The 15526-nt window shown below is 41.8% G+C and carries 6 protein-coding genes; 1 reads left to right on the top strand and 5 read right to left on the bottom strand.

The features are described 5' to 3' along the window. Positions 1 to 231: 231 nt before the first annotated feature. Entirely contained in the window at positions 232 to 7932 is a 7701-nt protein-coding gene (pclA, locus tag SK578_RS04250) for a pneumococcal collagen-like adhesin PclA (RefSeq protein WP_042750831.1), read from the bottom strand. Between the two features lie 216 nt (positions 7933 to 8148). Here pclA and pclR point away from each other — a divergent pair, with 216 nt between their 5' ends. Then, positions 8149 to 9633 (top strand): virulence transcriptional activator PclR, encoded by a 1485-nt coding sequence (pclR, locus tag SK578_RS04245; RefSeq protein ID WP_042750829.1) that lies wholly within the window; start codon positions 8149 to 8151, stop codon positions 9631 to 9633. A gap of 48 nt (positions 9634 to 9681) precedes the next feature. Here the strand turns inward: pclR and yaaA are convergent, their stop codons facing one another. From yaaA to SK578_RS04225, 4 genes are all read right to left on the bottom strand, one after another. Continuing rightward, positions 9682 to 10410: a peroxide stress protein YaaA gene (gene yaaA, locus SK578_RS04240; protein ID WP_042750827.1), complete on the bottom strand. Its 729-nt coding sequence runs from the start codon at positions 10408 to 10410 to the stop codon at positions 9682 to 9684. 185 nt (positions 10411 to 10595) lie between these two features. Then, a complete protein-coding gene (locus SK578_RS04235) occupies positions 10596 to 12191 on the bottom strand; it encodes a hypothetical protein (RefSeq protein WP_042750824.1) in 1596 nt (531 codons plus the stop codon). An 11-nt stretch (positions 12192 to 12202) separates the two neighbouring features. Next, the gene (locus tag SK578_RS04230) at positions 12203 to 12613 is read right to left on the bottom strand and encodes a peptide deformylase (RefSeq protein WP_042750822.1); all 411 of its coding nucleotides are present in this window, start codon (positions 12611 to 12613) and stop codon (positions 12203 to 12205) included. A gap of 113 nt (positions 12614 to 12726) precedes the next feature. Beyond that, positions 12727 to 15423, bottom strand: coding sequence for a cation-translocating P-type ATPase (locus SK578_RS04225; protein ID WP_042750821.1), 2697 nt, complete (start codon positions 15421 to 15423; stop codon positions 12727 to 12729). Positions 15424 to 15526 lie beyond the last annotated feature (103 nt).

The raw sequence follows: 15526 nt of genomic DNA, 5'->3' as shown, positions 1-15526 counted from the left end.
TAGAGAATTTTAAGAAGTCTAAATCAATTATAGCCACCTCATAGGGTGGCTTTTTATTTCTCAATCAAGATTTTCAGACAAACATCAGACATCCAAAAAAACCTTGAGCGTTACCACTCAAGGTTTTTAGCAGTCTTTTCCATCATGGAAAATCGTTCTAAGAATATTCTTTCATTCGAGATCTATCACTTATCATCTTCTTTCGAGAAATTAATGACTGCTTGTTGCTGATTAATCTTCTTTTCTTCGACCTACATATAGGCTCAATAGAATACCGCTACCTAGAAGAACAGAGATATAATCAGATTGGCTTCCAGTTTCAGGTAATTTGTCACCATGATTTTCTTTACCTGTAGTTGGTGCTACTGGGTTAGAAGTTAATGGTGTTACCGGTTGAACTGGTACATTTGGATTTGGTTGTGTTGGAACTTCAGGAATGTTTGAACCTGGTTTGTCATTAACTTCAGGCATACCTGGTACTCCGCCATTAAATTCTGGAATTTCATGGACTGGAGGTGTTGGCATTCCTGGAACTTCTGGATTAGGAAGTTCATTGACTTCTGGCATACCTGGTACACCACCGTTGAATTCTGGCAATTCATGAACTTCTGGCATTCCTGGAACACCACCGTTGAATTCTGGCAATTCGTGAACTGGTGGTTCTGGCATTGCAAACGTTGGTCTTTCTGGCACATTACGTGTTGGAGGAACTGGTTTGTCATTTGATGGTGTTACCGGTTTGTCTTGGCATCCACATTTACCATCTTTGCCATCTTTACCGTCACGTCCATCGCGACCATCTTTACCGTCTTTAACAACTGTTTTCGTCACAGTTCCGTCAGAATTGATGATTGTGATTGTATGACTACCATTTCCATTATCTTCAACAGAAACTTTTGGTGATTTACCATCTTTACCGTCTTTAATCACCATTTCTGTCTTACTTCCATCTGGATTAATAATTGTAACAACGTGAGTTCCGTCGTTATTATTTTTAACAGTTACAGTTGGTGAAACGCCATCTTTACCGTCTTTACCATCTTTGATAATAGATTTGTATTGACGACCATCAGAATCTACGATTGTTAATGTGTGAGTTCCATCTCCGTTATCTACGATATTCGCTTTTGGTGATTTACCATCAAAGATTGTAGTTGTAGTTTCTTTACCATCAGCTCCTGTCACTTTAATAGTGTGTGAACCATTGTTGTTATCAATAACTTCAAGTTTTGGTTCTTTACCATCACGAACTGTAGTTGTTGTAGTTGTACCGTCTGAGTTCACAACTGTGATAGTGTGAGTTCCATCTCCGTTATCCACAACCTTAGCAGTTGGTGATTTACCGTCATGAACTGTGGTTTCAGAAACAGTACCATTACCGTTTTCTACACGAATTGTGTAAGTACCATCATGGTTGTCAGTAACAGTTGCTACTGGTGATTTACCATCTTTGATAATTGTTTCAGTAGTTGTGCCGTCACCATTTAGAACTGAGATCTTATGAGTTCCATTTTGTTCGTCAGTAATAGTAACTTTTGGTGATTTACCATCACGAACTGTGGTTTCAGTTGTCACACCTTCTGGATTTGTAATAACGATTGTATGACTTCCGTCCCCATTGTCACGAACAGATGCGGTTGGAGTACGTCCGTCAACACCGTCACGACCATTCTTAACAACAAACTCATTCTTCGTTCCGTCTGGGTTAGTGATTGTTACTCTGTGGCTTCCATCTGGGTTTTCTGTTGTAGTTGCTGTTGCAGCTTTACCGTCTTTACCATCTTTGATGACAGCGTTGGTAACATTACCGTCTCCATCTGTAACTTTAACAGTATGAGTTCCATCTCCGTTATCCGTTACTTCAACTTTTGGAGTCTTACCGTCTTTACCATTCTTAACAACAGTTTCTTTAGTTGTTCCGTCTGGATTTGTTACAGTGATTGTGTGGCTTCCATCTGGATTTTCTGTTGTAGTGATATTGGCAGTTTTACCGTCTTTACCATCTTTAACTTTAGTTGTTGATTCAGAACCATCAGGGTTTCTAACAGTAATAGAGTGTGTTCCATCTCCATTGTCCGTTACATTTACAACTGGTGATTTACCGTCTGCTCCATTAGCTCCGTTTTCACCTTTTTCACCTTTGTCGCCTTTGTCGCCTTTTTCACCGGCTACTCCTTGAGGTCCACGGATATTACCAATCTTGTTCCAAGAACCATTTTCTTTCTTGTAAACATCACCTGTATTGGCGTCGATATAAGTATCACCGTCTTTACCATCTTCTGGCCTTGGAGCTATAATTCCACTTAATAATTCAGCTCCTCTTATAGCATCTTTACCATCATTACCATTCTCTCCTTTTGGAGCAGGAGGAATAACAGTACTTGATATCAACTCATCACCTTCATCAAATACACCATTATTATTATTATCATAATATGCTTTTATTTCGGTTCCCGCATATTCACCTGATGGTTTAGGTTGAGTTGATGTTGGTTGTGATGCTGTTGAGCCTGTAGCTGATGGTTGTGAACCTGTTGAACCTGCAGTTGCTGGTTGTGAACCTGTTGAACCTGTAGTTGATGGTTGTACTGTTTCTGATGACTCAGTTGCACTTCTATCTTCATCTGGTAATGCTCTTCTATTTCTTGCACTTCTTGATGTTCCAGAAGGTTGTGAATTAGAAGTTGATCCAACACCTCTTCTAACTGCTTCCACCAATGCATTTAAGTCAATAGTTGGTGTACGTCCATCTTTACCATTCTTACCATCTTTTACTGTAAAGGTTACTGGATCTTTACCTGGTGTTGTGATAGTTACAAGAGTGCTTTGACCATCTTGTCCACGTTGAGTAGTGATTGTAGGAGTTTGGCCATCCTGACCGGTTGCACCAGTTTCTCCCTTAGCACCATCTTTAACAAAGACTGTAGTTGGTTGTGAACCATCATGGTTATCAACAGTGATTTCTACACCTTTATGACCGTCTTCATCCTTACGAACAGCTGTTACTGTTGGAGAGACTCCGTCCACTCCATCTTTAATAACTGCAAGAGGTTTTTCAGGGTTCAATGGTTGACCTGGATGTGCTGGATCTTCTTGGTAAACTTTAGTTTCTTTACCATCTTTGACAGTAAGCAATGATTTACCATCACGTCCGTCCGCACCTTTAGCACCATCTTTAATCATTTCAGAACCTAGAAGTTCATCAGTTCCTGGAGTATACTTACCATCATTGTTTTCATCAGTATAGAATGTCACAATTGTATGAGATGGATTGCCGTTTTGTCCTTCGACACGAAGCAAATCAACTTTTGGAGTTTTACCGTTCAGACCATTTTCTCCGTCCTTAACATTTACTGTAACTGGATCTTTACCTGGAACAGTGAATGTAATGTCGGTACTATGACCATCTTTACCTGGAGTTACAGTTACTTCTGGAGTCTTACCATCTTCTCCACGTTCACCTTTATCACCCTTAGGTCCCTTGATGTTGCCTTCTTTGTCCCAGTTGCCGTTATTCTTAACGAAGACGTCGCCTGTTTCTGTATTGACGTATTTATCGCCGTCTTTACCTTGATTTGCTTCTGGGTTAACTTTGCCGTTCAAGACGTCTTTACCGTCGCGGCCATCACGTCCGTCACGACCTGCTGCGCCATCTCGTCCGTCGCGTCCTGGTAAACCTTGGGCTCCGTCTTGACCATCACGACCTTGAAGACCTTGTTCACCTTTGTCCCCTTTAGGTCCCTTGATGTTGCCTTCTTTGTCCCAGTTGCCGTTATTCTTAACGAAGACGTCGCCTGTTTCTGTATTGACGTATTTATCACCGTCTTTACCTTGATTTGCTTCTGGGTTAACTTTGCCGTTCAAGACGTCTTTACCGTCGCGGCCATCACGTCCGTCACGACCTGCTGCGCCATCTCGTCCGTCGCGTCCTGGTAAACCTTGGGCTCCGTCTTGACCATCACGACCTTGAAGACCTTGTTCACCTTTGTCCCCTTTAGGTCCCTTGATGTTGCCTTCTTTGTCCCAGTTGCCATTATTCTTAACGAAGACGTCACCTGTTTCTGTATTGACGTATTTATCGCCGTCTTTACCTTGACTTGCTTCTGGATTTACTTTACCGTTTAAGACGTCTTTACCGTCGCGGCCATCACGTCCGTCACGACCTGCTGCGCCATCTCGTCCGTCGCGTCCTGGTAAACCTTGGGCTCCGTCTTGACCATCACGACCTTGAAGACCTTGTTCACCTTTGTCCCCTTTAGGTCCCTTGATGTTGCCTTCTTTGTCCCAGTTGCCGTTATTCTTAACGAAGACGTCGCCTGTTTCTGTATTGACGTATTTATCGCCGTCTTTACCTTGATTTGCTTCTGGGTTAACTTTGCCGTTCAAGACGTCTTTACCGTCGCGGCCATCACGTCCGTCACGACCTGCTGCGCCATCTCGTCCGTCGCGTCCTGGTAAACCTTGTGCTCCGTCTTGACCATCACGACCTTGAAGACCTTGAGCACCCTGGTCACCCTTAGGTCCTTGTAGCCCTTGTGGTCCTTGTGGTCCTGCAACTCCGGCTTCACCTTTTAGACCTTGAGGTCCACGAATGTTACCAATCTTATCCCAAGTTCCGTTTTCTTTCTTATAAACATCACCTGTAGTTGCATCGATATAAGTGTCGCCATCTTTACCATCATCTGCTGTTGGTGCTTTAGGTCCACTTAATAATTCAGCACCATTACGTCCGGCTGCACCTGCTGCACCATTGGCACCGTCTGTACCATTATAAATTGGTTGTTTAGCAATTAAGTCATCTATACCTTCATCGTACCGACCATTACCATTGTTATCAAAGTACGCTGTAATAAGAGTACCTTCTCTTGGTTTTTCTGCTGGTGCTGTAGATGGGGCGTCTGCTAAAGCTCTTCTTACTCTTCCGCTTCTTTGATTGTTTAATCTTGCTGCTGCTTCAGCTAAGGCATTTAAGTCGATGGTTGGTGTACGTCCATCTTTACCATCTTTAATGTTAGCTACAACAGGCTCTTCTCCAGGAATTGTAAATGTAATGTCAGTACTATGACCATCTTTACCACGAGCTGTAGTAATTACTGGCGTTTTACCATCACGTCCTGCTGCCCCTGTTTCACCACGTTCGCCACGATCACCTTTAGCACCTTGTGCACCAGTTAATCCACGTTCACCTTGGTCTCCTTTTTCACCTTTGGCACCATCTGCAATGACAACTTCTTTTAGTTTTGTATCTCCTGCATCAAATTCGTTGTTGTCATTTTGATCATAATAGAAGATAACAGTTGTTGTTTTATCAGCTTCATTTCGTTGAGTCGCAACTAATGGGCTTGCTCCATCGAAACCATCTCTTACAACAGTATTTGTAACATTACCTCTACCGTCGTTAATAGTGATAGTGTGAGTACCGTCTTCTTTATTATCTTTAACGGTTACGGTTGGAGTTACACCGTCACGACCTGCCTGACCTTGGTCTCCTTTTTCACCTTTAGCACCTTGTGCTCCAGTCAGACCACGTTCACCTCGGTCTCCTTTTTCACCTTTAGCACCTTGTGCTCCGGTTAGACCGCGTTCGCCTCGATCTCCTTTTTCACCTTTAGCACCTTGTGCTCCAGTCAGACCGCGTTCACCTTGGTCTCCTTTTTCACCTTTGGCACCTTGTGCTCCAGTCAGACCGCGTTCGCCTCGATCTCCTTTTTCACCTTTAGCACCTTGTGCTCCAGTCAGACCGCGTTCACCTTGGTCTCCTTTTTCACCTTTGGCACCTTGTGCTCCAGTCAGACCGCGTTCACCTTGGTCTCCTTTTTCACCTTTGGCACCTTGTGCTCCAGTCAGACCACGTTCGCCTCGATCTCCTTTTTCACCTTTAGCACCTTGTGCTCCGGTTAGACCACGTTCACCTTGGTCTCCTTTTTCACCTTTAGCACCTTGTGCTCCAGTTAGACCGCGTTCGCCTCGGTCCCCTTTTTCACCTTTAGCACCTTGTGCTCCAGTTAGACCGCGTTCGCCTCGGTCCCCTTTTTCACCTTTAGCACCTTGTGCTCCAGTTAGACCGCGTTCACCTTGGTCTCCTTTTTCACCTTTAGCACCTTGTGCCCCAGTGAGACCGCGTTCACCTTGGTCTCCTTTTTCACCTTTAGCACCATCTTTAATAGCAATTCTTTGAACAAGTTCGTCTACACCTTCAGTGTAAACACCGTTACCATCATTATCAAGATAGAAAGTGAGGTTATTGGTATCACCGATTTTATTTTGATCAACACGTGGTTTTACAGTTTCAATGAATTCTTTAGCGACACCGATTTGAACAATACGTGGTTTAGCTTCTTTAGTAACTCTATTACTAATTGGCAAGCCTAGGATTGTTTCATTACCTAATCGATGAACTTTATAGGTAATTTGACGTTGTCCTTTTTCACCTTCTCTAACTAATCTAGTCTCACCTTCTGGCAATTTACTAGTTGGAAGATAGATAGTTTGGAATTCAAGTTCTTCTGTAACAGTCTTGTTACTAGTACCACCATTTGGATTTGCATCCAAGAGGAGTGGGTTTGCTCTATAATAATAGTTAGAGTTACTGTATGGGTCATTGCTAGTAGCGGCACCGCCACCACCTTGGTCCACGTTAAAAGTAACTGGTTTCAAACGAACAGACAAGTCACCATTTGGATTAATGATAGGCAAACTAAATCTGATTGTTTGTTCCATATTTGTTGAAGTAGCAGAGGTCATACTGTATCCTGAGTGAGATACGAAGTTGGCACCCTGGCTAATAGGTTTTGATTGCTCTCTTAATCTTGGAGTTGTGATGGTTGCATTTGAAGGATTTCCAAATCCATCCCCTTTGTCCAAGATAAAGTTATTATTAACAAATTCACCTGGACCAGAGTATCTAATTGTGAAATTCAATCTATTACCTTGACGTACTGTTGTTACATCGTAATGAATTGAATTACCACCACGTGAGTTTCCGTAGCCACGGAAACTATAACTACGACCACCTTGACTAATATCTGTAAATGCAACTGTATTTCCAGAACCTGAAACAATTGGGTTAGCTGGATTGCTAGCTGCTCTAAAGCCACTGTGCCCTTTATCCAAGTCTTCTTTACGGATAGCTGGATTTTGGCGAGCGTCAGAAAGGCTAAGAGCTGGTTTCAAAAGTTCATTTGTAGATGCAGGTCTTGACGTAGCTTCTACTTTAACAGGTGTGCTAGTTGGCAAAACAGTACTATTAACAGCTGAACGATCAGTTGTTGTAACTGGTTTAGCTTCTTCTTTGGCTTCTGCCGCGTCAGCTTTCTTCACTACAGGAGTTTCTGATACAGTTCCTTTATCAGAGTTAGAACGAAGTTCTAGACCAATAATAGACGATTGAATAGATGACTCTGCTGCTGATAATTCAACTTCAGTTGCATCTGCTTTCCCAAGCAAGCTTTGACCAGCTTGGATACTTGCTTGCAAGTTTGCAGCACTTGCTTCTGTATATAACTTACTCTCAAGTTTTTTAGCACGCGAAAGAGCCGTTAACAATTTTGACTTGTCAACAGCATCTTGATGCGTTACTTCTTCTTTTTTATCTTTTGCTTCTTCAACTTTTTCTGCTGGTCTAGTAGCTTCTTCAGTTTTAGCTGGAGTCGTTTCTACTGGGTTCGCAACAGTTGGAGCTGCATAAGTTGTTTCTTTTTTAGGTGTAGAAACTTCTGCTGGTTTAGTAGCTTCATCTACCTTATCAACAGAAACACTGTTAGTTGCTTCTGGATGTTGTTCCTCCGCTTGTACTGATTGCGCATTAGCGGCAGTTCCCAATACTAAAGCTGTACCGAGCAAGACACTAGCTGCACCAAAGTGATACTTACGAATAGAGTATCGTTGTTGCATGCTATACCAGTCAAATGATTTCTTATGTGAATGTTTCATTTTGAACTCCTAGATAGTATTTTATAATTCCTACTCTACAACTATTTGATATATAAATCAATATTTTCTATACAATTAATATATTCTGTTTTTGCACCTAAGAGCCACTTATCTTATTCTAAATTTTCTGATTACTAACGACAATTTTCTTACTCTAAGTTTTTTGTACTTTTTAGACAAAAACATGATATAATAAATTAAGGAGGAAATACCTATATGCGTAACCTTTTATCTACGAAAGATCAGCGACAATTACGTTTAATGGAAACCTTGATTCAAAATCGTAATTGGATGAAATTGCATGAACTTGCCGAAAAGTTAGGATGTACAGAACGAATTCTAAAAAGTGATTTAAATGAATTACGTGCTGCTTTTCCAACTATTGACATCCAATCTTCTGTTAACGGGATTATGATAGATTTAGAAGTTAACACTAGTGTAGAAGATGTATATCAATATTTTCTTGCCCATTCTCAATCTTTTCAATTACTAGAGTATCTGTTTTTTAATGAGGGCTTACCTATTTATCGAACAATAGAAAATCTTCACTCTAGTAATGCCAACCTCTATCGATTGGGCAGAAATATTACAAAAACTCTGTCAACTCAATTCCAAATTGAACTATCATTTACTCCATCCGAAATACGTGGCAATGAAATCGATATTCGCTATTTTTTTGCCCAATATTTTTCTGAGCGCTATTATTTCCTAGACTGGCCTTTTCCTGACCTTCCTGAAGAGGATTTAACAGAGTTCACTGACTTCTTCTATAAGATCACGAATTATCCAATGCGATTTTCAATCTATAGAATGTACAAATTGATGATAGCCATCAGTATTTACCGCATTAAAAACGGTCATTTCATCGACTTACCAAATCATTTCTACGATGAATACTACCCTCTTTTGATGAGTATTCCAAACTTTGAGGAGATACTTGTCCATTTTTCTGAAAAACTGGGACTGGAAATCACCCCAGATATCATTGCCCAAATTTTTATATCCTTTATTCAAAACAATCTTTTCTTAGATCCTCAAGAATTCTTCAACTCTTTAGAAGATAACAGTGAAGCAAGATACTCTTACCAATTACTTAGTCAAATATTAGAACGCCTAGCAAAACAATATAAGATTACTTTTACTAACCACGATGAGCTTATTTGGCATTTACACAACACTGCTTTCTTTGAAAGACAGGAAATCTTTTCTACCCCAATCTTATTTGAACAAAAAGCATTGACGATTAAAAAATTTGAAGTTTACTTCCCAGACTTTATGGGAAGTGCACGTCAAGAACTGGCCCAATATCGTCAGGCAATTGGACAGCATGACCATCCTGAACAGTTGGAACACTTGATGTACACCATCTTAACCCATGCTGAAAACCTCTCTACTCAGTTGTTAGAAAATCGACCACCTATCAAGGTTTTGATTATCAGTAATTTTGACCATGCTATATCCCTTACCTTTGTTGATATGCTTTCCTACTACTGTAATAACCGCTTTACCTTCGATACTTGGGATGAATTGAAAACAAGTCCTGAGATTTTAAATCAGACAGATTACGATATCATCGTGTCTAATTTCTATATTCCAGGAATTACCAAGAGGTTTATTTGCCGAAACCATCTGTCAATCATGGACTTGGTTAATCATCTTAACTGTTTATCAAATGAGATTCATATATCCAATACTTTATAAACTAGAAAAGTCAGCATAATACTGCTGACTTTTTCTTTTATCTATTTTCTATACTTCCTTTACAAAAACCAATTCCTGTGGCTGGGACAAATCTTCTCGGTAGGCAAATCCTGCAAAGCTTAAGCGACGAGCTTCCTCCATCGTCTGTACTTGATTTTCTATCAGGGCTGTCAGGAAGGCACCACGCGCTTTCTTGGAAATAGTTGAATGAATCTTCAACTGACCACCTCTATCCTCCATGAATTTGAAGGTCACCATCTTTTCTCTGATTTCCTTAGAAAATACTGTCTCAAACTCGGATGACAAGAGGGAGAAAATTAGGTCTTCCTTCTTCACAGCTTCATCGTAGGCTGACTTCCAATGGCTCTTCAAAGTCTTACCAGCAACTTTTAACTTCATCAAAAAGTCCAAACGGTGAGGGGCCATAGGTGACAAGGCTGGAACAACACCGTACAAAGCCGACGTGATAAAGACATGATTTGCAAGATAGGTTTGTTCTGCCTCGGTCAGTTTGTCACGCTTGATGTGGCGGTACATAAGCCCATCAAAAAGTTTCAGAGCTGGATAGTGTTGAGCTCTTTGCCTTTTCAAAGCCTGAATATTTTGAAATTCTTCCGCTGCTTTCTCAGCTGATACCTTGTAAAAACTCTCCAATTGATTAGAAGAATAGAGGGCCAAGGCATCCAGCACCGCCTGACTTTCTGGTTTTAAAGGAGCGACTTCAATACTTGGCAAGTCTGTGTTCATTTCTTTTGCTGTTGGGATTAAAATTTTCATATTGATAGTGTAGCATATTTTTTAGCCACAACCAAGAAGTTTATCTGAAAAGAGACTGGGAAAAGGCTTAAAAATCAGAGAAACGCATAATATCCGGTGTTGAAAAACCTTGATACTATGCGTTTTATTATGAAAAGATTTACTTCATTTTTTCCTGAAATTGAGTTTTTGCCCAACCTCTCCTCTTACTGAACTTTAAATGTCTTAAGATAGTTATCTTTTCCGACTTGACCTTCGAAGGTTTTACCATTTTCAAGGTAAGGGAGGTCATCAGATACTGAGGCCTTGACCTTGTATATCTTACCATCAACTTTAAAGAAGTAGACGGTGTCGCCCTTGATAACAGCTGATTTGAGGTCTGCCACCACACCCTTGATACTTTCTGTCGTTTCATTATCAATTTCAAGGTCGTTTTTATTGGCGTACTTGCTGAGCAGTTCTTCTACTGTAGTAGCTACGATAACATTTTGGTACTCGACTGCATCTACCAGAGCATACTCTTTAACCAAGCCAGCATTGTCCTTCAAGCCCATGATGTAGAGAGGCTTGTCATTGAGGTTGATGAGGATTGGGAAGGTTGCCTTGTAGGATTTCTCCTGAACAGCACCTTCGGCTGATTCACGGGCTGATTCTTCGGTTGCTGAAGCCAAGCTGTACTTGGTGATTTCTCCTGTTCGCATGTTTTCAAGGATGAAACCAAGGTTACTCTCATCTGCATTGGCCGATGTCACACCTGTGTAGAGGTAAATATCATTACCGATAGACAAATAATTATATCCCTTGGTAGTCTGGGTCACGTTTTTCTTGGAAATCATGGCATTCCAGAAACCATCCTTGTACTTGCCGTTGTAGTTGATTTGCTCGATGGTTTCCTCAGCTGGATAAACCCTGTCCACCCATTCCGGAACATCTGCCAAGCTGTATTCCTTGGTCTCTCCATTTGTGGCGTCCAAGATAATGACTGAAATAGGACGAGGAACTGCTAAGCCAAATTGCTTTTGGTAAACCGTTGCTACATAGAAAGGATTGCCCTCATCGTCCACCTCAAATGATGGAGTCTTGAAGATCTTGGTTGGGTACTTCAAGCGCAGGTGACGCTTGACATCACGGTTAAAATACTCCGAGTCTGAATATTTGATTGGTGTCTTCAAGTCCACCAAGTTGGCATTTCCAGTTACCATGTCCACCTTGATATACTCGCCGATTCCCTTGGCCTGATTGTTAAACCATTTGATAGGGTCTGCGTATTCTAGTGGCGTAACCCGATAAGGTTTCCCATCAATCGTTAGTTGGGTATAGGTGTCTGCCGCTACATACTGCGATACCTTATCCGTTAAGGAACCCAAATAGCGGTCTCCAATTTTTTCAGCAGTACTTCTATCTAGAATAGGAACCTTACTGGTGTCAGTCTTAGGAAATTCAGTAAAGTCTTTTTCCGTAACCGTGACTACATTGGCATAATTTTTAGCCTGGAAAATACTAGAAGTCACCAAGGAAACTAAACCAGCCAAGAGAAGAATTCCTCCAATAGAAGCTAAAAGAACTTTTCCTAACCGATTGATTTTGAAACCCTCAAGATTTAAAGCAGCTTCCGCCTTGCCGTGGCGCACATGAACCGTTTTGACCAGATTGATTCCCTTGCCAAAGCCAAATAAAATAGCCACAAGCAGCAAATGCCCACAGAGGAAAAAGAGAAATTCCCAGCTGGTCAGGTTAAGAGGCGGTAAAAAGATATACCAGGTCGTTACGATAAAAAGCAGTTCAAAGACTATTCGTTTCATTTACTTTCCTCCTAAATGATTCGTCCTTCCAAGTGATCCAGTTCATGCTGGCAAATCTGGGCTGGGAAACCTGTCAAAGTAATGGTCTGTTCCTGCCACTTGCTGTCACGATAGGCAACCCTTATAGTTTCATAGCGCTTAGTAGGTCTCACACCTACCAAGGACAAACAGCCTTCCTCTGTCTCATAAGCTCCTTCAAAAGACAGGAGCACTGGGTTAAACATGACCACAGGAACCAGGCCAAGATTAAAGATAATCACGCGCTTCTGCACCCCAATCATATTGGCAGCCAGCCCAACACAGGTCTCACGATTTGCTAAAAGCGTATCCTGTAAATTTCTGGCAAGATAAAGATCTTCTTGACTTGCCGGTTGAGACACCTGAGATAAAAATAAGATATCCTTTACAATTTTCTTCTCCACTTCCTCACACTCCTCTTTCTTTTTACTATATTATAGCAATTATAGCACAAAAGCCGATAACTGCAAGCCCTTTCCCTCAACTGTAACAAAAAGCCATCCGAAGATGACTTTTTTTAAATCGCATTCTTATCAAAACCAAGTTTGCGTTGAATAAACTTAACAATTTCGACGATAATAATCATTGAGAAGCTTCCAGCCATAACAATTCCCCATTGTGACAAGTCTAATTTGGTTACGTGGAAGATTCCTTCAAGCGGTTCTACGACAATTGTTGCCATAAGAAGGATGAAGGATACCAAGATGGACCAGTTAAAGGTCTTAGACTTGAATGGACCAACTGTCAAGATGGATTGGTAAACAGATTTCACATTGTAGGCATGGAAGAGCTGAATCAAACCAAGGGTTGCAAAGGCCATAGTTAGGGCATCTGCATGAATGGCATGATTGTCACCCACATGAACTGGGTAAGCAATCGCAAGTCCATAAACACTCATAACAATAGCTGCTTGGAGTACACCTTGATAGATGATAGAACTCAAAACACCACCTGAGAAGAAGCTTGCCTTGCGTCCACGTGGTTTATGGTTCATGACACCTGGCTCAGCAGGTTCAACACCAAGAGCGATAGCTGGGAAGGTATCTGTTACCAAGTTGATCCACAAAAGATGAACTGGTTGCAAGACGTCCCAACCAAACAAGGTTGATAGGAAGATGGTTAATACTTCAGCAGTATTGGCAGAAAGTAGATACTGAATAGTCTTTTGAATGTTTGAGAAGACCTTACGTCCTTCTTCAACTGCAACGATGATAGTCGCAAAGTTATCATCTGCAAGAATCATGTCAGAAGCCCCCTTAGAAACCTCTGTACCAGTGATTCCCATACCGATACCGATATCGGCTGTTTTCAAAGCCGGAGCATCATTGACACCGTCACCTGTCATGGCAACGACTTTACCTTGTTTTTGCCAAGCCTTGACGATACGAACCTTGTGCTCTGGAGACACACGGGCATAAACAGAGTATTGACCAACTACTTTTTCAAAGTCTTCATCTGACAATTCATTGAGCTCAGCACCAGTTAAAACGTGGCCTTCTGTATCGTTTGCATCAATGATTCCCAAACGTTTGGCAATCGCTTCTGCAGTATCTTGGTGGTCACCTGTAATCATGATTGGACGTATTCCCGCTTCCTTAGCCACACGAACAGCCTCAGCTGCCTCAGGACGTTCAGGGTCAATCATCCCGATCAAACCAGTAAAGATTAACTCATTTTCAAGCTCTTCAGAAGTGAGGTTTTCTGGAATTCTGTCAATAATCTTATAAGCACCTGCAAGGACACGCAAGGCTTGGTGAGCCATTTCAGAGTTGTTTGTGTGAATGAGGTTTGTAACCTTCTCATCAATCGGAGCAATATCCCCAGCCTTATCACGAAGAACACAACGTTTCAAAAGTTGGTCTGGCGCACCTTTAACCGCCACAAGGAATTTACCATCTGGCAATGGGTGAACCGTTGACATGAGCTTACGGTCAGAGTCAAATGGCAACTCAGCCACGCGTGGATATTTCTCTAAGAAACCTTTGACATCGTAACCCTTATCCAAGGCATACTGGATGAAGGCTGTTTCAGTAGGGTCACCAATCAGGTTTCCTTCCACATCGATTTTCGTATCATTGGCCAAGACAACTGAACGAAGTAGGGGCATTTCAAGACCTAGTTCAATGTCATCAGCTGAGTCATGTAGAACTGCATCGTAGAAGACTTTTTCGACGGTCATCTTGTTCATGGTCAGCGTACCAGTCTTATCAGAAGCAATGATTTCAGTTGAACCAAGTGTTTCTACAGCTGGCAACTTACGAACGATAGAGTTTCGTTTGGCCAAAACTTGAGTACCAAGGGCAAGAACGATGGTCACGATAGCAGGAAGTCCTTCTGGAATAGCTGCAACGGCAAGCGCAACAGAGGTCATCAACTCACCAAGTGGATTTTTCCCTTGGATGAAGACCCCAACTACAAAAGTAACAAGGGCAATGACCAAGATTGCATAGGTCAAGACCTTAGAAAGGTTGTTCAAGTTTTGTTTGAGTGGTGTATCCGTCTCATCTGCATCTTGAAGCATACCAGCGATATGACCAACTTCCGTGTACATACCTGTATTGACAACAACACCAAGACCACGACCATAAGTCACATTTGAGTTTTGGAAGGCCATATTGACACGGTCACCAATACCAGCATCTGCAGCAAGTTCAACTGTCAAGTCTTTTTCGACTGGCACAGACTCACCTGTAAGAGCTGCTTCTTCGATTTTAAGAGAGTTGGCTTCTAGCAAACGTAGATCTGCAGGTACTACATCACCAGCTTCGAGAGCGACGATATCTCCAGGTACCAATTCTTTAGAGTCAATCTCCGCCATATGCCCATCACGAAGAACGCGGGCAGCTGGACTAGACATGGATTTGAGGGCTTCGATAGCTTCTTCTGCTTTTCCTTCTTGGTAAACACCAAAGGCAGCGTTGATGATAACCACGGCTAGGATGATAATGGCATCTGCGATATCTTCCCCACCAGAAGTCACAACTGACAAAATAGCTGCCGCAACTAGGATGATAATCATCAAATCCTTAAATTGCTCGATAAATTTGACCAGGATTGATCGTTTCTCGCCTTCTTCGAGTTCATTGTGGCCAAATTCAGCAAGGCGCTTTTCTGCCTCACTTGATGACAAACCTTGCTCGGTCGCATCCACAGCCTTCAAGACCTCTTCAGGACTCTGAGTGTAAAACGCTTGGCGTTTTTGTTCTTTTGACATGTGTCTCCTCCTTGACATTGTGTGCAAAACAGACTCTCTTTTTCCTCATCGCATCTTTTCACGACAAACAAAAAGAGACCTGTTAATCATAACAAGTCTCGCT

The organism is Streptococcus mitis (assembly GCF_000722755.1).
Classification (GTDB): Bacteria; Bacillota; Bacilli; order Lactobacillales; family Streptococcaceae; genus Streptococcus; species Streptococcus mitis_CM.
This window is presented reverse-complemented; position numbering and strand designations above follow the sequence as displayed.